This is a genomic window from Nocardia veterana NBRC 100344, from assembly GCF_000308855.1.
In the GTDB taxonomy this organism is placed as follows: Bacteria; Actinomycetota; Actinomycetes; order Mycobacteriales; family Mycobacteriaceae; genus Nocardia; species Nocardia veterana.
The window spans coordinates 43,718-62,732 of sequence record NZ_BAGM01000206.1; the positions used below are offsets into that span (position 1 = coordinate 43,718).

The 19,015-nt window shown below is 67.6% G+C and carries 21 protein-coding genes; 14 read left to right on the forward strand and 7 right to left on the reverse strand.

Annotation, left to right across the window (positions count from 1 at the left end; translation table 11 throughout):
- Nucleotides 1-78: 78 nt before the first annotated feature.
- Nucleotides 79-414: a hypothetical protein gene (locus ON37_RS29040; RefSeq protein ID WP_157171687.1), complete on the reverse strand. Its 336-nt coding sequence runs from the start codon at nt 412-414 to the stop codon at nt 79-81.
- Entirely contained in the window at nt 411-1,184 is a 774-nt protein-coding gene (imuA', locus tag ON37_RS29045) for a DnaE2-dependent mutagenesis accessory factor ImuA' (protein WP_157171688.1), read from the reverse strand. Before imuA' ends, ON37_RS29040 begins: the two co-directional genes overlap by 4 nt.
- Before the next feature lie 389 nt (nt 1,185-1,573).
- Between imuA' and ON37_RS29050 the strand changes: the two genes are divergently transcribed.
- On the forward strand, nt 1,574-1,954 hold the full coding sequence (locus tag ON37_RS29050; RefSeq protein ID WP_051032274.1) for a single-stranded DNA-binding protein: 381 nt from the start codon (nt 1,574-1,576) through the stop codon (nt 1,952-1,954).
- Between the two features lie 76 nt (nt 1,955-2,030).
- Here ON37_RS29050 and ON37_RS29055 read toward each other — a convergent pair whose 3' ends face one another.
- From ON37_RS29055 to ON37_RS29065, 3 genes are all read right to left on the reverse strand, one after another.
- A complete protein-coding gene (locus tag ON37_RS29055) occupies nt 2,031-2,990 on the reverse strand; it encodes a hypothetical protein (RefSeq protein ID WP_169332996.1) in 960 nt (319 codons plus the stop codon).
- Between the two features lie 187 nt (nt 2,991-3,177).
- Nucleotides 3,178-4,536, reverse strand: a complete 1,359-nt coding sequence (gene mycP / locus ON37_RS29060) for a type VII secretion-associated serine protease mycosin (protein WP_245553563.1) — start codon at nt 4,534-4,536, stop codon at nt 3,178-3,180.
- 796 nt (nt 4,537-5,332) lie between these two features.
- Nucleotides 5,333-5,977, reverse strand: coding sequence for an MspA family porin (locus ON37_RS29065; protein WP_040724019.1), 645 nt, complete (start codon nt 5,975-5,977; stop codon nt 5,333-5,335).
- A gap of 367 nt (nt 5,978-6,344) precedes the next feature.
- Here ON37_RS29065 and ON37_RS33360 point away from each other — a divergent pair, with 367 nt between their 5' ends.
- Entirely contained in the window at nt 6,345-6,623 is a 279-nt protein-coding gene (locus ON37_RS33360; RefSeq protein ID WP_157171689.1) for a hypothetical protein, read from the forward strand.
- A gap of 132 nt (nt 6,624-6,755) precedes the next feature.
- Nucleotides 6,756-7,028 (forward strand): hypothetical protein, encoded by a 273-nt coding sequence (locus tag ON37_RS33365; RefSeq protein ID WP_157171690.1) that lies wholly within the window; start codon nt 6,756-6,758, stop codon nt 7,026-7,028.
- A gap of 243 nt (nt 7,029-7,271) precedes the next feature.
- Here ON37_RS33365 and ON37_RS29070 read toward each other — a convergent pair whose 3' ends face one another.
- Together ON37_RS29070 and ON37_RS33370 are read right to left on the reverse strand one after the other, a co-directional pair.
- Nucleotides 7,272-7,520, reverse strand: a complete 249-nt coding sequence (locus ON37_RS29070) for a hypothetical protein (RefSeq protein ID WP_040724020.1) — start codon at nt 7,518-7,520, stop codon at nt 7,272-7,274.
- A 39-nt stretch (nt 7,521-7,559) separates the two neighbouring features.
- Nucleotides 7,560-8,096: a hypothetical protein gene (locus ON37_RS33370; protein WP_168441323.1), complete on the reverse strand. Its 537-nt coding sequence runs from the start codon at nt 8,094-8,096 to the stop codon at nt 7,560-7,562.
- Between the two features lie 364 nt (nt 8,097-8,460).
- Between ON37_RS33370 and ON37_RS32615 the strand changes: the two genes are divergently transcribed.
- The 11 genes from ON37_RS32615 to ON37_RS29130 all read left to right on the forward strand — a co-directional run bounded on the left by ON37_RS32615 (nt 8,461) and on the right by ON37_RS29130 (nt 18,860).
- Nucleotides 8,461-9,678, forward strand: a complete 1,218-nt coding sequence (locus ON37_RS32615) for a recombinase family protein (protein ID WP_085997416.1) — start codon at nt 8,461-8,463, stop codon at nt 9,676-9,678.
- 45 nt (nt 9,679-9,723) lie between these two features.
- Nucleotides 9,724-10,524 carry an SAM-dependent methyltransferase gene (locus tag ON37_RS29085; RefSeq protein WP_040724024.1) on the forward strand — a complete coding sequence of 267 codons (801 nt, stop codon included), beginning with the start codon at nt 9,724-9,726 and terminating at the stop codon, nt 10,522-10,524.
- A gap of 229 nt (nt 10,525-10,753) precedes the next feature.
- A complete protein-coding gene (locus tag ON37_RS29090) occupies nt 10,754-11,536 on the forward strand; it encodes a hypothetical protein (RefSeq protein ID WP_157171692.1) in 783 nt (260 codons plus the stop codon).
- Between the two features lie 60 nt (nt 11,537-11,596).
- Entirely contained in the window at nt 11,597-12,304 is a 708-nt protein-coding gene (locus ON37_RS29095; RefSeq protein ID WP_040724026.1) for a hypothetical protein, read from the forward strand.
- A 404-nt stretch (nt 12,305-12,708) separates the two neighbouring features.
- The gene (locus ON37_RS29100) at nt 12,709-12,972 is read left to right on the forward strand and encodes a hypothetical protein (RefSeq protein ID WP_040724027.1); all 264 of its coding nucleotides are present in this window, start codon (nt 12,709-12,711) and stop codon (nt 12,970-12,972) included.
- A gap of 580 nt (nt 12,973-13,552) precedes the next feature.
- Nucleotides 13,553-14,389 (forward strand): DUF932 domain-containing protein, encoded by an 837-nt coding sequence (locus ON37_RS29105; protein WP_040724028.1) that lies wholly within the window; start codon nt 13,553-13,555, stop codon nt 14,387-14,389.
- A 195-nt stretch (nt 14,390-14,584) separates the two neighbouring features.
- The gene (locus ON37_RS29110; protein WP_040724030.1) at nt 14,585-15,313 is read left to right on the forward strand and encodes a hypothetical protein; all 729 of its coding nucleotides are present in this window, start codon (nt 14,585-14,587) and stop codon (nt 15,311-15,313) included.
- A 181-nt stretch (nt 15,314-15,494) separates the two neighbouring features.
- The gene (locus tag ON37_RS29115) at nt 15,495-16,223 is read left to right on the forward strand and encodes a hypothetical protein (protein ID WP_157171693.1); all 729 of its coding nucleotides are present in this window, start codon (nt 15,495-15,497) and stop codon (nt 16,221-16,223) included.
- Nucleotides 16,223-16,663: a hypothetical protein gene (locus ON37_RS29120; protein WP_040724032.1), complete on the forward strand. Its 441-nt coding sequence runs from the start codon at nt 16,223-16,225 to the stop codon at nt 16,661-16,663. The genes ON37_RS29115 and ON37_RS29120 overlap by 1 nt, the downstream gene beginning before the upstream one ends.
- Nucleotides 16,664-16,771: 108 nt before the next feature.
- Nucleotides 16,772-17,038: a hypothetical protein gene (locus ON37_RS29125; RefSeq protein WP_040724033.1), complete on the forward strand. Its 267-nt coding sequence runs from the start codon at nt 16,772-16,774 to the stop codon at nt 17,036-17,038.
- A 130-nt stretch (nt 17,039-17,168) separates the two neighbouring features.
- The gene (locus ON37_RS29130; RefSeq protein ID WP_040724036.1) at nt 17,169-18,860 is read left to right on the forward strand and encodes a ParB/RepB/Spo0J family partition protein; all 1,692 of its coding nucleotides are present in this window, start codon (nt 17,169-17,171) and stop codon (nt 18,858-18,860) included.
- The last annotated feature ends 155 nt before the right edge of the window (nt 18,861-19,015 follow it).

Below are 19,015 nucleotides of genomic sequence, written 5' to 3' on the forward strand. Positions count from 1 at the left end.
CTCCCCGAACCCGAAAACCCCACGCGTGCAGGCCATTCGACTCCACGATAGCGACCCGAACGCACAATCTCGAGTGCCTTAGTCAGAGTCGTCAGGTAGCCGGATGGCAGATTGGTTTATCCACTGCCGAATCGGCACCCGCAGCATCCGGTTGCGGCTCTGCAGGACGATCTCCACCTCACCCATCCAGAGGCCGCCCAAATTGGTCCGCAACCATCGGTGCAGGAGAGCCGGAACCCATCTTTCGCTCAGCATCGGATCCACTGCGCCCGACAGCACCCCCAACGCTGTCTCGCCAGGAGCGGGCCACCGACGAGGCAACACGAAGACGGCCCGCGGATCCACCAGCACCGGCCGCGGAGCTGGCAACCACCGCATCATCTGCGGCTCCCGATCCTTCTCCACTTCGATCACCCGGTGTGCGCTAGACGCAAGAGACCCGCCGGCGTAGGCGCGGGAATCCACCGGCTACGCCCGTCCTTGCTGGCCGCCAACACCAATCGCCCGCTCCGTACGTACTGACCGGAGGTGACATCGACGTCCATTTCGATCCGACTGACCCGCCCCACGCCCCGGCCGATCCCGCCAACGCCTCGCAGGCGGCAGCCGATCGTCATGTGCGGCTGACGGGCCCACGACCCCTCCGTGACCACCAACAGCCCTCGCTTGCCGCGCACCCGGGCTCGCAGCGTCTCCACCTGACTCGGTGTCAGTCGCAGGCCAGGGATCGCCAGCACTACCACCGGCACGCCGTCGACCAGTACCGAGACAATCTCGGCCGGATCGGCTCCGGACGCGTCGACCAGCGCCACCCGCTCGATCGTCCCGCCCATCTCCCATATGTCGATCAAGCTCGGCCGCCGCCGGTCGAACTGCTCGCCCACGATGGCTGTTTGGTGCCCGGAGTTGGTAGCGGCCGCCAGGATCGCGGAGGTAATCGCTCCACGCGGGCACGCCACGACTGTGCCCAGCATTAGGCCGCCAGAGGGAAGTAACTCGCCGAGTGGACCTGGAATCGGCAGAAGGTCGTGTGCGGCGATCGTCGCCGGCGCGTCGGCCCCGACCTTGCCTGGGATAGCGGCCATCCGGCGCCGCAGCTCGTCCAGGCGCCGTCCCATCGGCATCGCCGCCAGGGCCGGATCGAGCCGGGCACCCGCACTGCGCCCCGGATTCGACTCGAACATGCGTTCTACTATGGCACGGTTCCCGCTGGTAGGGTGCACCCCGCCCCTAACTCTCCGTCACACAGCGCACTGTCGGCTATCACCGTGAAGCAGGAGCCCAGCGGCCGCGTGGGTGAGGCCGAGCAACCGACCGGACAGGGGCCAGGATCTCAGCGCAGTTTCTCTTGTTGTGCGCCTATGGATTTCGCCCGGCGCCCCTGCTCACCCCGAACTCCGTGTAGGCCCCAACCCCACGATGACCCCGACGACCGGTCACCGCCAGGCCGAGGCGTGTCGGCGCGGCGCGCCGAGCCTGGCACCGCACCGCCCGTCGAGGCCTGCGAAGTCGTGACCAACCCGGAGACGGGACCAATCAGGGCCAACGGCTCACCAATCCACAGGAGCACACCATGACCAGCGTCGCTGTCGAAATCACCGGCCACCTCGCCGAAACCCCCGAACTCCGCGTCACCAACAACGGAGTCCCCGTCACCTCGTTCACGGTGATGGCCAATGCACGCCGATACGACGAAGACCGGCAGGAATGGGTCGACGCCCACACCACCGCGATCCGCGTCACCGCATGGAGCACCCTCGCCGAACACGCCGTCGACTCCCTGGCCCGAGGCGCCCTGGTCACCGTCTCTGGCGGCCGCCTGACGGCCGACGCATGGACCGATCGGGAGGGCACCGCCCGTGCGACGCTTGAGCTGCGGGCCGACAGCATCCGCGTCGACCTCACCACCCAGACCGTCGCGATCACCCGCGCCCCGCGAACGTCCGCGGCCTGACCCATCAGGGCCCGGCGCCATCGCGCCGGGCCCGGCCCACGGCCGGAAACAACGTCTCTCGCCGGACGCGAACGGCTCAGCCGAGCGTGCTGCGCCGAATCTGCGTGCTACCCAGAACGTTCCGTTTCGGCTCTGATCGGACGATCACAATGAGAACCGAGACGGTGACCGCAGTCAGCCACACCACCGGCGAACCAGCGAGCGAGGGATGACCGAGCAACGCCGCAACGATCGACGACGCCGAGGTGACCCGAGCAGCTACCGCCGCCGGATACGTGAAGCGCCGCGCAAGCATTCGTGTCGGCGCGATGATGTAGAGCCCGGCGACCACAGCTAGCGGCAGCAGGCCCCACCACATCTCGTCTGGAGCTCCAAGGGTGAGCGCGGCCGCCGTCGCCGATCGCCCAACCTCGATCAGGGCATCAGCGAGCCGCCCCAGCCCCAGCAGCGCATCGGCGCCGACGAACCCGTGCCAGCCCAACACCGAGACCCACATTCCGACTCGGATCCACCATCGGCCGACGGCCACCGCCTGGGCCCGCTGCACCGGCCACCGGCCGACGAGCAGTCCGCGACTGCGTCCCGCTCGGGGGGCACCGCTCATGTCGCCGGCGGACCGAGGGGCAGGGGTATGGCGTAGGCCAGGATGCGCGGCGATCAACTCCTCGACGTCGTCGAAGTACGCGACGTCAGGCAGGTTGCCGCGGATGCGGGCGACCAGCTCGGTGCCGAGAATCGTGCTGTCGGCCCACAACGCCACGATCCGCGCCGCTTCCGCCCGGTATCCGCGCTCACCCTCGAGGACCGTGCCCTCAAGCGCGATCACCGCGACAATCGCGTGCGCTTGGCGGCGGTATTCACTGTGCAAGGTCTGCAGGTCCCCGAAACCGTATATGCCGCAGCCGCATTGCTCAGAAGGTGGCCGATGCGGATTGGAGGTCGGCTCGACGCATTCGGCCACGCACACGCCCCCGTCCCACGCGCTGTTCCCACGCGCCGCGGTGTAGGTAGTGACCGGGAGCAGCCGCCCGGACACCGATTCCACCCGGAAGGTCCGCAGCGCGTAGAGCCCTACGACTGGCTCGGTCATCGCGCGGGTTCCGGCTCACGCCGGATCGGCTCAGGATCAGCCGGCGAGCGATCCGGCTCGGCAGGCACGGGAAGCACCGGCCGGGTGGCCGGGACCACTTCGATGCGGCGGCGAATCGGCCCGATGTCGCCCATCACTCGTCATCCCGTCGCAGCGCATGCCGCAATGGGAAGGAGGCCAGAACCCCCAAGACCAAAAGGACACCCACGATGCCAGATCCGATCAGTGCGACGTTGCGAGAGGTGTGATCAGGCTCCGGCGCTGATTGCGGCACCGGCAGCGCCCGCGCCGCGGGCGCGAGTGCGGTCGGCTTCTTCTCCAATGCCAGGTCTGGTGGCACCTCATGGGTCAGCGCGGCCATCGGATCGATACTGCCGAACCCCACCCATTCATTCCACCCCTCGGGCGGTCTGTGGGCCGTCGCCTCGATCCGCTTGATGACCTCTGTCGCGCTCAGCTGTGGGTACCGGGACCGTACGAGCGCGGCCAGCCCAGCGACGTACGGAGCCGCGAATGACGTACCTGCCAACGCGTTTCGCTGGCCGTTGGGCGGCTGAGTGGCGTTGATCAACCCCGCCGAGTGCGGATCCAGAGACACGATCTCCTCACCCGGCGCGGCCACTCCCACCCACGGTCCGGGGACCGTGAACTTCGACGGCTGTCCGTTCAGATCCGTAGCACCGACAGCCAGAACGTAGGAGTCATACCAAGCGGGGGTCACGGCCGTACGCAGGCCGTCCCACGGATCTGCGGCTGGATGCAGAGGGTCGATATCCGCGTTTCCGGCTTTACAGGCCGGGTTGTCGTTGTTGCCAGCGGCCGCCACGATCACCACGTCCTTCACCTGCACCGCGTACTGGACCGCAGCACCGAGCGCCAAATCGGCTACGGTGCCACCCGGCCCGCACGCCACCTCGGAAATGTTGATGACGGTGGCTCCGCTGTCAGCTGCTGTGCGCACCGCCTGAGCCAACGTGGTGGTGGTGCCGACACCGCCGCCGTTCTTCGGGTCGTTGGGATTGGGCTGAGTTCCCTTGGGGCGGTAGATCTCCGAGCTCTGGCGGATCGAGATGATCCGCGCGTCCGGCGCCATCCCGGCGAAGCCGTCCGCCGACGAGGGTTGCGCGCCGATCAATCCGGCCACGACCGTGCCATGCGAATCGCAATCCTCGGTGCCATCGGATGTCGCGACGTAGTCACCTCCGCCGACCAGCTGAGGTAGCCGCGGGTGCCGGGCGACGCCGGTATCGATCACCGCGACCGTCTGGCCGGCGCCCCGACTCCATCGCCACGCGGCCTCAACATCGAGGAACGCCTGCGCAGGCGGATGAGCGGGCGACGGCACCGTGAACGTGTTGATGCACGCATTGGCAGGCTCGACTGGGAACGGCGGCGCCGGAGCGGCCGCCGCGGGCAGCTGCCCCGGATCGATCGCCGGTGGACCGGACGCACCCGCCGCCGGTGCGCCGATCAGAGCTGACAGCGCAGCCATTCCGACCACCGCCGAAACCCCCGCAACTCGCCATGTGGCTCGCTGCATTGAATGTGCGGGGCCCACCCCCGCCTTGCTTCCACGCACCGCGTCAGTATCCCATCACCACAGTGGCGAGACTCCCTCAGCAACAAGGACCCGTTAGCAAACTATTCGCAACCGCAATGCGTGGTCGTTGGAGCTTATTTTCGCAGGTAGAACATAATGCCATGTCGCGGGCGAATTTTGTGCTGTAACAACAATCCGTTATTTCGCCAGCAAGAAATGTCGAATAAACGACGAGTCCGCCGAGAATCGTGACTCTCGGCGGACTCGAAAACTGTTCTAATTCGACCCTTTGATTCCCGCTACGGGGACCACGGTGCATCCGGAACTTGCGACCCGCCGGGATCGGTTGCAATTCCCGGAAGAACACTCCTCTGCCGTGGCCGAGGAGTTGTCGTAGTCGGCACAGCGGAGCTGATGGTGGGCACCAGCACATGCGGTACCCAGGGCTGTGTGCGGCCGCCGTCGCCTGGTGGCGGAGGGGTCGGTTTACCGCCGCCGGTTGGCTGCACGGTGGGACCGGGCCCGCTATGCCCGGGGTCGGTCTTGCCGGAGTCCGAGCTGCCGTTTCTGTCCGGCGCCACTGTCGGGAGATTCCCGATCTCGGGGCCGGGGTCGCGCTCCGGGGCCGCCGCACCGGACGCGATGCTCAGCCCCCCGGAGACGACGACAGCCGCGGTGGCCGCGACAAGGCCCGCGCGACGCAGATACTTGCTGGGGTGACGTCTGCTCATGGTGCTATCTCCGCAGCTCAGATGGGGAACGTGTCGCCATAGACAACCGTGCCGTCCTTGACCTCTTTGGTATCGATCCCGACACTCGCGTACGCCCGCACCTGCAGCGGCCCCAAGCAGCCGTCCATGCTCATGTGGGCTTCACGCACCTGCACGACCGTCTTAGTCTTCTCGGCGTTCTTCGAGCTCACCGGCACGGTCTGGATCTGACCGGGCGAGATCGACGCGTTCACCGACGGCTGCACGAACGCCCCCACGCCGGCGCGGAGGCCCGGATCCAACGGCCCGACATTGAAACCGATGTTCGGACCCACATTCAGCTGGATGCCGGGATTCACGCTGTTCAGCGTGGCAAAGCAGCCCATCACGTACCCGACCGAGACCTGCGCGCCCTTCAACGGCGTGTCCCCCTTGCCCGAGATCTCCACCACGGCGCGCAGCGAGCCGTACCCTTCGCGACTGGTCCCCGTCATGTTGGTGGTCGGAACCTTGTTCCACGACTCATCCTCGAGCCGGATCTTGACGTTCCAGCCGTCCTCGGTGGTGATGGTCCGCTCGTGCGGCGCCAACGTGATGACCTCCGCCTGTGCCACGCTCGGCAGGCCGACACACGCCGCCGCTGCCAGCGCAGCGCCAGTCATCACCGTTTTCACGTGCTTCATGGATCCCCTTCGAAAGTCTGTCCACACCACTCGGCAGCATGGAACCGCAACTGCTAAATCCCCCGACAAATAAGCACAGAAACGACTTGCATGCCGGTATGAACCGCAGTCTAACCGGGCCGTCCAAATGCCACTTTCCAAGGGATCGATAACTTGGGACGCACCACGAACGAGCTGGGTTCCAGCCTATTGGCTAGTTCACAATCATTGTTCAGCGCTACGCCGTCTGCTAACGTCCGATAATTACAGAGACCGCCGGGGGGAAATGCTCGGGTTTCCACTCCACGTAATCCACAGCAACCACCACTGGTGGCCGCTGGAGATACGGCGCGCGCATACGGCGCCGCCGCGACACGAAGGAGCACCGATGACACTGAAAAAGGCCGTAGCAGCAGCTACTTTCGGCCTGGCGATTGCCGCCCTCGGCGCCGGCGCGGCCAACGCCGCGATCGGCGCCGGTAGCGGATTGCATGCCGGATGTGGTGACGATCCGATGGCGGGCTGCTCGGTTCCGGCGCCACCGGACAACTCGGGCAACTGGACGTGGGATCGAAACAGCGGTCAGTGGCAGTCGACTCCGGTCCAGCCCGGCGTGACGAACCCGACTGTAGACCCGCAGGGCAGTATCCCCTTCCCCAACAACTGATTTCGACTCCCGGGCGGGACAGTCAACACCCCTGCATCTTGTCCTTGCCCGGGGCCTCGGCAGCAGGGCGCGTATCCACGCGCCGCCGGCGCGCGCACCCGGCGCCGCCGCGGACACGAAGGAGCAGCACCAATGACACTGAAAAAGGCCGTAGCAGCAGCTACTTTCGGTCTCGCGATCGCCGCGCTCGGCGCTGGCGCGGCCAACGCAGCAGTCACTACAGGTGGGGTCCACACCGGCGTGGACCCGGAATCCGGAGCCTGGGACGGCTACGGTGAGCGGCCGCCGTACCTGGAAGGACATTCGGTCCCGGCCCCCGCGATCCAGCCTGGCGTCACAACCCCGTACGACCCCAACAATGTCGACTCCAGCGGGCAGCTGCCGAACGGCGGGGACGGCTACTGAGCGATCCTCAGGGCAGCATCGGCAACAACTGAACGGACATCTGGCCCGATCATCAGCTCCCGGATCTTGCTCGAGCCGGTGGAAGGGCACGAAGGGCGCGCATCAGAAGATGCGCGCCCTTCGTCTACTGTCAGGCATTCCGACCGGGGAGCTACTCGGCTGAGACCCGTCATCCCAAGTCACGCTCGACGAGTGCTCCTACGCCGCAGGCCATTTGGCGGTCACCGTGGCAAGTCGTCCGGCCTAACGTCTCGCGGCGACACCGAGGATCGCGAGGTTGGCCAGCTGGACTGCCGTGATCACGCTGGCGGTCAGCAGGTAGGCAGTATGACCTGAGCTCCACATCAGCGCGGCGATCCCTCCAGTGACGAGAGTTCCAAAGAGTCCAACGGCGATGGATCGGGCGAGCTCATCGGCACGGATACTGAGCCAGGACCAGATGCCCGCGGACACGAGCAGCGCGACGGCGGCCGCCGCATCGAGATTGTCCATTCGTAACTTCCTCTCCCTCTTACCATTATCGCTCAGTAGTCAGAAGCGCTCAGGCCGGTACGCGCCGCCCGCTTTCGTCGGGCAAGGGTCGCCGAGGCGATACGGCAAGTCACCTGCGGTGTGGAGTCTGTCGATCTCCTGGGCTGGCAGCGGACGGTCGTCTACGGCGCGGAATCGCCACTTTCGTCCGTCGCTGTCCCAGCCGCCGGTGTCGATCGCGTAGACCCGGCGGACCTCGCCGTCGACGGCGATGACGGCATGTGCGGCCGCCGCGCGCACATCGGCGCCGATCGGCCACCATCCGCGATCCGCGTCGTACTGGCCGGATCCGCCGACCTCGCCGACTCGCGCCCGCGAATCATGTTCCGGCGCAGGATGACTACGGTCGCGCCGAGATATCACCACCACAATCCGTTCGCCGCGGAGATGGCCCCACCGATGGCTCGCAGCTTGCCGGGTGATCCCTACCGCCGTACCGAGATCTTCGAAGGTGGCACCATGCGCCAGTGCCAGCGCCGCACAATCGGCCATCATGCCGTCGACGGCTGGCCGCAGTTTCGCTTCGAGCGCGCCCAATTCGGCGAGAAACGGCCCTGGTCCCCGCGCACCATGAGCGTGGCGGCGCAGCGCGCTCCGGGCCGACGACCGTAATCCGGCGATTGCATCGATCAGCCAACCATCCGGCTCGCTTGCTCCATCGTTCACAAGGGGTAAATGTACTTACCTCCCTCGCGGCATGCAAGGACGTAAATACATTTGCGCTAACGTCGGTAAACGGTGCGAATTTCGACAGTCCGACACGCAACAGCCGCTCCGCCGTGGCCCGCCGCTACAGCAGCCGATAATGCCCACTTATCGGAGGTCAGACGCCGACTGTCGAAAACCTGGGCAATGTCGGAAATCTATGTTCAGAAAACGGTCAGTTGCATATACTCGACACATGCTGATCGGGTATGTGTCCGTGGCGCCGGACGAGGATCCGGGCCCGCAGATCGCGGCTCTGCGCGCCGCAGGGGTCGACACCGCCGATATTCACGTCGACACCGTGACCGCCCTAGATCGGACCGCTCCCCGTCCGGCGCTCGACCGTGTGCGCGCTTCCGCCGGCGCGGGGACGACCGTTACCGTCACCGCGCTGGACCGGCTCGCGCCCGGCGTGCAGCCGCTGGTCGCTCTCGGCGCCGGACTGGCCGCCGCCGGGGCCGATCTGCGCGTGCTCGACGACGGCATCGACACCACCACCGTCGCGGGCCGCGCCCAGCTCGACCTGCTGGCCCGGCTCGACGGCCTGCACCGCCGCACCATCAGCACCGGAACCCGCGCCGGACTCGCCGCCGCCCGTGCCCGAGGCCGCAAGGGCGGACGCCCCGCCAAACTCACACCCGAACAGATCGCCCACGCCCAGCAGCTCTATGACGAGGGCGAGAAGTCGCTCGACCAGATCGCCAAGATCTTCGGCGTCGGCCGCACCACCCTCTACGGCCACCTGGACAAGAGCACCGTCGGAAAACGCCCCCGCGCCCGACGCACCACCCCCGTATCAGCACCGGCGACCACCGAAACCCGAACCGACACGAATCCCCCCGCACTGCAGACCGTTGCGGCCGCCGCCGCGATCGCACCCGCAGCGCTGGCGAGTCCCGAAACCACGACCCCGCCCACCGGCGAGACCAGCCCGCTCGTTCCCACCGAGGACAACCGCGCCGCGCGGGCCCTGGCCGCCCTCCAGCGCGGCCGCCGGCGCGAGAACCGGTGGGACGAACCCGCGCCATGCCCGTCCTGCGGCCACGATCCCGGCCACCGCGGCGGCCGCCTCGCCCAGCACCAGGATCTGCAGATCAGCTGGCTCGAACCGGACCCCTCCGACGACAACCCCGGCGGCATGATCGTCGCCCACCACTGCACCGAATGCCAACCCTCGCAACGGTTCCCGATTACCTGCGCCGATCCGCACTGCGACAACGGCCCCATTCTCGGCGGGCAGCTCGCTATCGACGCCGCCGCGCCCGGCGCCCAGCTGCCCGAACTGGTCTACTGGTGGCTCGCACGCCGAGGCTGGCGCGACACCGCCGCCGGACTGGTCTGCTCCGAACACGCTGAGCGCCACGGAATGACATCAGCACCCGCGCGCGCAGCGAAAGTCATTGGGCAGGACTAGTGTTCGATCGAGCGTGTAACCGGTGGTGAAAGGCAGTCGGGAGTCATGGTGGACGAGTTGCGGACCGACCAGGCGCACAGTGCTCGCATGTACGACTTCTATCTGGGCGGCCACGACAACTACGAGGCCGACCGTGCGGCGGCCGCGCGCGTACTCAAGGTGTTTCCGACCGCGCCGGAGATGGCACGAGCCAACCGCGACTTCATGAACCGCGCCGTGGAATACCTTGCCCGCCAAGGGATAAGCCAGTTTCTCGATATCGGTACTGGCATCCCGACCGAGCCCAATCTGCACCAGACCGCTCAGGCCGTCGACCCTGCGGCACGGGTGGTTTATGTCGACAACGACCCCCTGGTCCTCACCCACGCCCGCGCTCTCATGCAGGGCACACCCGAAGGCCGGACCGCGTTCGTGGCCGCCGACGCCTGCGACGCCGAGGCCATCCTCCAATCCCCTGAGCTGAGCGCCACGCTCGACCTCGCTCAACCGGTCGCACTCAGCTTGGTCGCGCTGCTGCACTTCCTGCCCGATTCCCGGCGACCACTGGAGGCGCTGCAGACGATCGCTGCGGCCCTGGCGCCCGGATCCTGGTTGGTGATCAGCCAGGCCACCGGCGACTTCGCGCCCGATACCGTTGCCGAAGCGGTGCGGATCTACCGTGAAAGTGGCCTGGACCCGCAAGTCCGCTCGCGCGACGAGATCACCGAATTCTTCACCGCGACAGGGTTCGAACTGGTCGCGCCTGGACTCGTGCCCCCACACCGCTGGCCGACCGACACCCTCAAAGCAACCGCCGGTGCCGACGAGCGCGTGAGTTTCTACGCCGGAGTCGGCCGCAAACGCTAACTCCGGGCTGCGCCCACCCGCGCAGACCTTTTCGCACGGGACATAGCTGTCGGTCCCTGCGGCTACAGTGGTGCGGTCGGCAAGTCGCGTACGCCGCCCGCCCAGACCCGCGCCCACACCGCGGAGTCGACGACGGCCAAGGTCTTTCGGGGCCCGCGAAATTCAGGACTGTCCACGCGCCGTGCACATCGCCGGCGGGGTGTGGGACCGGCCGGAGGAAGAGCACGTCATGCCCAAACATCAGTCCACCGCCGCCAAGAAGGCCCGCGCCGCCGCCCGGGACGGCCGGAAATACACCACCGCCCTGCACGAGGCCCGCTCGACTGCCGCCCCGCAGGTCCTCGCTGGCTCACCGCAATGGCACGCCCGCCGGGCTGCCGATCCCGGCACCCGCGGCATATACCTGTGGAATCGCTTCCGCAGGCGCGTTGTTCGCGGCCGTCTGGTCTTCAACGACACCCCGCGCGGCCGCGACCAGCTGCTGAGCCTGCTCTACGACATGGTGCTCACCGCCCGGCCCGAGCTGGCGCCGACCGTGCCCGACGATGCCGTGGCGGCCGCCGACTTCGATGCCATCGACGCCGCGTTCGCTCCGCTGGACCGCGCGGTGCGCTGCGTCCTGGCCCAGAGTCCGGCGAGCGTGTGGCAGCAGCAGCTACAGGCCCACGTCGAAGCCCTGGACGCGCAGACCGGGCCGGGGTGGCAAGCCCGCCGCGCCCTCACCGGCTGGTATCACCGCGCACTGACCCCGGTCTATACCTTCGACGAGTGGCCGAGGGCCGAAGGGCTGCCCTACTACGGAACCTGCGACACCCTCGACGCCGTCCTGGTGCACACCGCCGGCGGCTACGCCCCCGGCACACGAGTACAGCTCGACGACGACCGGATCGTCTACGTCCTGCGCGTCGACTGGTGGGACGAGCACGGCGGCCCCGACGGCTACACCGTGGTGCCGGAAGACACCGGCGGTGACTTCGAGATCCGTGCCGATCGAGTGGTGGGAACGGCGTAGAACGGCGCAGCGCAACAAATCTCGTTCGAACACCCCTGCCTCGCTGGGTAACGTATCCACGTGGATACGACTGCCGATCCGGACGCGAGCGGCGATAAAGCCGCCGAAACCCCCGGAGGCCAGGGCGCCGCCAGGACGGCCGAAATCAGCGGAGCACGCCAGTATTCCACGGGCAAGTTGACAGCCAGCCAAGCCAAGACGGTCAACGCGTGGCGTGGCGAACTCCACCGCCCCCGCCGGCGCACCTACCTCACAGACGACGGACGGCCACCCGCCTCGAGTTCGGACTGCCTCGCAGCCGCGGTCATCGATCTACTCGATGCCGCCCCACCCACACCTACGGAGGTGGCCCAGTACGCGGCCCGGATCCGTACAGCGCAGCGTGACGGCCGCGCCGACCGCTTCCCCGGCGACACGCACGTGACCTTCTATCTGCCCGAGCTCTACGCCGGTCCGGCCGAGAGTCTGCTCATCGATGCCCGCGCCGCCCACAGCACCGCCATCGACGATGCCCGCGCCGCGGCCAGGCGCCGGTTTCCAGGCCGGTACCAGGCCGAGGAGCGGTCTCAGCTCATGCTCGGCACGCTCGCTGACCAGCAGCTCACGCCCACTGTGCCTCGCCGGTTGCCGATGGGCACACTGGCACGGATGGCCATCGACCGATGGGCTCGCCGTGCTCCGCGAGCCGTCGTCGCGGCCGCCGCCAAACACTCGGCGACCTACCACCTCCAGCACCACCGCGCCCGCACCGATATGGGCCGACAGTAGCCGCGCACCAGGCAATTCCGCAGTCCCGCAAACACATTCGAGAACGGGCCGCGCGTAGCCGCTTCGCCGCTGCCGCCGCCGGGCAATCCTGGGGAACGGATGGCCAGTCGATGCCGGTCCCCTCCCGTTCGAGCGTGAGCGGCTGGCCGTGGACGGCCCCGGCGGGCTCCCGGCGCCCGAGCACCTTCAGGCCCGAATCTGGCCGGTGCGGGAGCGGAGTCGGCGCATCGTGCTGTGCCCTTCTCGCATCCCGGAATCTGCCGACGGCATACCGCAGCGAACAGCCGATGTTCAAGGGCGCTACCGCGTCACTGCGTGATGGACATCCGCCCACCCCAGCACACCGGCCGCCCGCCGCGATCTGGGCAAGCCCAGATTCCAGAACACGGAAAGGACACTCCACCATGACCACCAACCCCGCCCCCGCACCGGCCAGCCTCGCCCGCTTCGGTGACGGCCGCTGGGAACCCACCACGGTCACCGTCTACGGCCAGCCGCTCACGCTCGAGCGCGCCGTCATCCCCGGCATCGACTGGCCATCCGTTCCCCAGGATTGCCCGATCTGCAACAGCGGCGAAGGCTGCTACGCCCAGACCGTCCTCGAATGCGAGTACTGCGACCACGGAATCTGCCACGAATGCGGCATCGCCAAGACCCTGCTCGGCTGAGCGGGCCCGGGGGCTCCGGCCCCCTCTCCCGGGCGCCCGGCAACGAGGCCGGACAGCGAGTCGCCGCCGACGCTGACTCCTAGCCCGCGGGCTCTCGCGGTCCGGTGCAGACCCTGTCCTTTCCATCCGCACCGGACCGCGAGGGGGCGACGAGAAGATATCCACGTGGATACTCTCAGCCCGCGCAAGCCGTATGGATGCCGAGGCCCCAGCCTTGCCCTCACGGGCACGCTGCGTGTCTCTCGGCGTCAGGGCAGGTCCGGGGCGTGGATGCGCGCCGGTGTCGCACCAGGCGCTACGCCCGGATCCAGAGAGGCAGCTTCGACGACGGTGACTCTTTTGCTGGCCGCAGGGTCGGCGGCCGATTCCGCCGCATCCTCCACTGCCGGCGGGGCGCTGCGCACGCCGATGAAGCAGGCGAGGAGGAAGGCAAGTCGTTCGGTCGGGACATGTGCGCCGCTCCAGGTCGCCGAGAAAAGTGCTGGTCAAGGCCCGAAAAGACTTGCATAGTACTATGGTAACGTAGTACTATATAAGTAGGCCGAGGGGAAAGGCCCCGAGGCGCTACCAAGGAGGCACTGTGGCTCTGGCATCGAAGTTCAGCAACCCCGTCGCGATCCGCTCGACCGACGAGCCCTTGAGCGAAGACAAGATGCGCGCGGTCGCGCCGTCGATCTTCGCCGACGAGGCGCACGAGACTCGCAGCGAGCGCTACACCCACATCCCGACAATCGAGGTGCTGCGAGGGCTCGAAAAGGAGGGATTCCGGCCGTTCGCGGTCGCGCAGACCCGCGTCCGGGACGAGGGCCGCCGCGCATTCACCAAGCACATGATTCGCTTGCGGCACGCGAACACGATTGCCGCCGAGGAGGCCAACGAGGTCGTGTTGCTGAACTCCCATGACGGCAGTTCGAGCTATCAGATGCTCGCGGGAATGTTCCGCTTCGTCTGCGCCAACGGCATGGTCTGCGGGGAAACCATCGAAGACATCCGAATCCGTCACTCGGGCCGGGCGGTCGAGGATGTCATCGAGGGGGCGTATCAGGTTCTCGACCAGTTCGAGCTTGTCGAGAACCAGCGGGACGGCATGAAGGCGGTGCCGCTCGACGAGGCCGAGCAGCAGGTTTTCGCCGATGCCGCGCTCGCACTGCGGTACGAGCCCGAAGACGGCAAGCCCGCGCCGATCGCCGCGCGGCAGTTGCTGCGGCCGCGCCGGATCGAGGACCGGCCGTCGGATCTCTGGTCAACGTTCAACCGGGTACAGGAGAACGTCATCCGGGGCGGATTGCCCAGCAGCACCCGGACCGGCCGCCGCACCAAAACCCGCGAGGTCAAAGGCATTGATCAGAATGTGAAGCTGAACCGGGCGTTGTGGATTCTCGCCGAGGGAATGCGCAATCTAAAGACCAACGGCTAACCGATCACCAAGCGGGCCGGGTAGGTAGTAGCTACCCGGCCCGCTTGCGTATGCCCACCCCCAAGCGCGGCCCCGCTCGCCGGCGAGAGAACCCGGGCATCGGAAAAGCGGCCAACACTTGCATAGTACTATGGTGACGTAGTACTATTAGAGTACCGACGGAGAGGCCGTCGGAATCCAAATCAGGAGGCTCTCATGGGCGAACGCTCCATCACCACGCTCAGCGTCGGCGGCAAGACCGTCAACTACCACCTGGCGTGGGGGTCGCCGCAATACCAGGTGCCTATGCACGGCAAATGGGTTATGGACATGGCCGAGCAGGGCCGCGAGCTCACGATCACGTCGTGGGAGGCGTGGGCGGCCGACGAGGATCACGATGTCGCCGTGGAGAGGGTCGGTTACGACGCCGAGAGCGCCGGTGCGCTGCACATGTACATACTCTCGGTGACCGCAGACGGCGAGTTCTCCTACTGCTACCGGCACCGGCCCGTTGGTCGGTCGGAGTGGCTGACCATGCTCGAGTGCGACACTGTCGCGCAGTTGCTCGCGGCCGGGGTCGAATGGGCGGAAAAGTTGCACCGCACAGCGATTCGGCGCAATGCGTCCACGCCGATGGTGCGCGCGTTCGGCGAGGCCGTCGAGGCTGCGCGTATTCGTGAGGCGGCATTCGCGGCGATGTACGGCGACGCTACCCCGCCGATCCTGCCCGAGCTCGACATGTTGCCCGAGCCGCGTGCCGAACACGGCGAAGCTGAGCACCTGGCCGAACGCGTGCGGTATTGCGAGCAGGCGGCCGCCGAGGGGATGCAGCTTGCTCGAGCCAGTGTCGGCAGCGACTCCTACCAGGAGATCTACGCCCGGTCGCGTGGGTTGCTGCTGGTCTCGCTGCGTGCGCGAGGCCGACTGCTGGATCTGACGGCGTAGCGGCATCGGCCGGGCGGGTAGTAGCCGCCCGGCCCCCACCGTGCCGGAGCCCGCAGCGATCACGCCCCGTCCAGCCGGACGGGGCGTGATCTGTATCACAGACAATCACGTTGTGTAGCACTACGGTGTCATAGTACTATGGAACTGTAAGCGAGAAAGGCCGACGGAAGGAGTCGACACCATGAGCGAGATCGATTTCAGCACCCGGTGCCCGCAGAGGTACCGGACTTTGCGAGCGCCGGCGCCGGGGGTGGTGCTGGAATGTCACGCCTATCACCGCCATGAACAGTGGGTGTGCCATGTGCTCGACGGTGCGCAAGACCTGGCCGCGGACCGGGCGTGGACGGCCGAGCTGCGCCGCATCGCCACACTGCCGGACGCGATGCGCCGCGCCGAGATGCGCCGCCAACGCATCCACGATGTGGACGCCGATCTGATCGAGCGGTTCGCCGCCGAGCATCGGAGCGCTCAGTGGCAGCTGTTGGACCGATTGGCGGAGCTGGCCGGGCAATTCGATGTAAGCCACAACCCGCAGGAGTTGCGCGCGCAGTATTACGCCCGGCGAGCAGCGGGCGATTCCGAGCAGGTTTTCCGGGCACAGTTCGCGCTGGCCTACCGGTTCAATGCCGCGCATTGGGTCAACGGCGGCATGGGTGACGAGCCGATGAAGGCGGTCGCCGACGCGATCGAATGGCGCTGGCGCGAGCAGTCCGGGCCGGAAGGTCGTGCCGATTGGGACTATCTGGCCGACGCGGTGCATGACTGGGAGCAGGCTCCGGCGAGTATGGCGCGGTTGGTCGCGCAGATCGCTCACGACGACGACGAGGGAGCCCGCCCGCTTTCCCCGACCCAGCGGCGCAGCATCATGCAGGCCCGCGAGTTGACCGGCCACGGCGCGTGGGAGGCGTGATGCACATCCCGGCCCGACCGAGCAGCGCCCGCCAGGCGGGCGCGCTCGCGCTCGCCATTACTGTCGCGGCCGCCGTCGCGCTCGCGGCGTACCTGCTGGCCCGCCACCCGCAGCGCACCACCCCGCCCGCCGCGCAGCCGCAACCAGAGCTCGCACCGCCCCCGCCCGGTGCAATCCGGGCACAGTTCCGGCCGGAGTTGCTGCGTTCGCGGTGCGAACGCCTCGAGGACATCGACGAAGCCGACTTGCTGGCCGAGTACCACCGCGCCCACCGCGCGGCGGAGCGGGCACGGAGCTTGCCATTCGACCGTGCCGACCCCGAATCGCTGCAACTGTGGACCGGTCACCGCGACGCCCTGGCCGCCGAAGCCGCCCGCCGGTACGTGCGCGGCCCGTCCCCCGCCTCGACCATCGCCGCCGTGCCGAGAAACCATGCGTGACCTGCAAATTGTGATGCGCGTCACTCCCTTCCGAATTGCATAGTACTATGGTGACGTAGTACTATGAAGGTATCGGCGGAAGGGCCGCCGAGGGAAAGGGCAAAAGCCATGGGTTTGGTTCTGGTGGACGTGACCGACACGGCGGCGGCGATGGGGTTCCGGTGCACGGTCGGTGTCGACAGCGCGATCGCGCCGGCTGACATCGCTCAGGTACTCGCGGCCGCTCGCGAGGCGGCCACTGGTATCGGCGCGCCCGTGCGCCGGGTGCCGTTCCAGATCCTCAGCGTCGAGGCCGGAGTGATCGAGTCCGTTCCGCTGGAAATGGTGCTCGGCGTGGACCTGTTCGGACGCCCGGCAGCGGCGATCCTGGCGTGAACCTCACGCGAGGGCCGGAGGCGCGAGCGCCCCCGCGTGAATCCCCCACCCAGCCAACACAAAAGGCCCCGGGTAGGTAGTAGCTACCCGGGGCCTTTCAACCCAGGATCGTACGCGAAAGGCACGACGGATGACAACGACCGAGAAGACCAACGACACACAGGCGCAGGCCGCCGCGCCCGCGCCGAAGGCCGGAGACACGGCCGCGCAGGTGGTGTGGCTCGAGACCAAGGAGCTGGTCATAGCCAAGAATCGCAAGACCGACCCGGCGAAGGTGCGCGCCCTGGCCCCGTCGATCAAGCAGCACGGCAATTTCATTGCGTTGCAGGTGATTCCCCGCAGCGACGGCCGCTACGACGTGCGCGACGGTGCACACCGCGTCCAGGCCGCCCGCAAGGCCAAAGTGCAGCTGATGAAGGCCGAAATCATCAGCGCCGAAACCGATCTGGACGAGAAGGCCGCCGAGCTGGCGCGGCTTGATCGGCAGTTCAACACCGGCAAGCACGTCAACCCGCTGTCGGCGACCGCCGAAGCCCAATTCACCGCCGAGGCGCTGGAACTGGGGCTCGAGGTCGAGGAGGTGGCGAAGCGATTCGCCATTGCCCCGGAGCGTGTGCGCGCCGCGCGCACGGTGGCCCGCTCGACAGCCGCGCAGACGCTGGCCGAGTCCACGGACCTGGATCTGATGCAGATTGCCGTGGTCGAGGAATTGGGCGGCGACGATCCCGCCACCGTCGAGCGACTGGTCAACGCCGCCAAAAGCGGCCAATTCGAGCACGTAGCCGCGCAGGTGCGCAGCGAGCGCGAGGCCCAGGCCGCTTGGGCGCGAGCCGCCGCCGAGTACCGCGAGCGCGGATTCACCGTCCGCGAGCAATGGGTGCCGTATCAGGAGTACTCGACCTGCACCCCGATGCGGTATCTGCGCACCGCCGACGGTGCCCAAGCCACCGAGGAACACGTGAGCGACCCCGCGCACTGGGTGGTGCAGCTCGATGACGACGAGGAGTTGCGCCACGCCGAGACCGGCGAACCGGTCGAGGAGAACGCGGTCGATTGGGACACCGACGAGGACCCCGAACGCGAGCCCGCCGAAGGGCTGATGCACGCCAGCCAGGTGCGGTGGGTGACAACGTGGAAACCGCTGTACTACTGCACCGATCTGGCCGGGGCCGGTCTGACATCGCTGTTCGGCGGTGGCAACGCCGCCAACGGCGAGCCGATCGACGCCGAGGCCGCCGCCAAGGCCGAAGCCGAACGCAAGCAGGCCGAACGCGCCGCCCGCCGCCGCGTGATCGCGGCCAACCGGTTGGCCCGCGCGGCAACGATCGTGCGGCGCGACTGGCTGCGCGAACGGCTCAGCGGCGCAAAGCCGTTCAAGGGCGCGGCGAAGTTCACCGCCCACGTGCTCACGGCCGATGCCACCATCATCAGCGAGCACAGCGCGCGCGATCTGGCCGCCGACCTGCTCGGACTGACCGGCATCGACCCGGCCGGAAAGCTCGCCAGTACCGGCGCGGAGGTCGCCGACAAAGGCAGCGACAACCGCGCGCAGGTGATCTTGTTCGCACTGGCCGCCGGAGCGATAGAAGGCCGGATGCAGGCGAAGAAGGCCCGCCCGGAAGACGAAGCGCCGAACTACTGGCGGATGGCGGATCAGGCCGCGACCAGCGGCCACTACAGCACCCGCACGCAATCCCTGGTCGCGTACTACCTGCAGGTTCTGCGCGAGCAGGGCTACGTGGCCGCCCCGATCGAGCGGGTGCCGCTGGGTGAGCTCAGCGCCGACGAGGCGATCCGCGAATCCGAGGGCACCGAGCAGTAACCACTACCGGAGGCGGGCCGCCACCAGAACACGGTCCGGCCCGCCCCCGGTCCCCCGCCGCGCTCCGATAGTGACAGGGGTCACACCCCTCATGGTTGCATAGTACTATGGCAACATAGTACTATGAACTTATACCGAGAAGAGGTCACCAACCC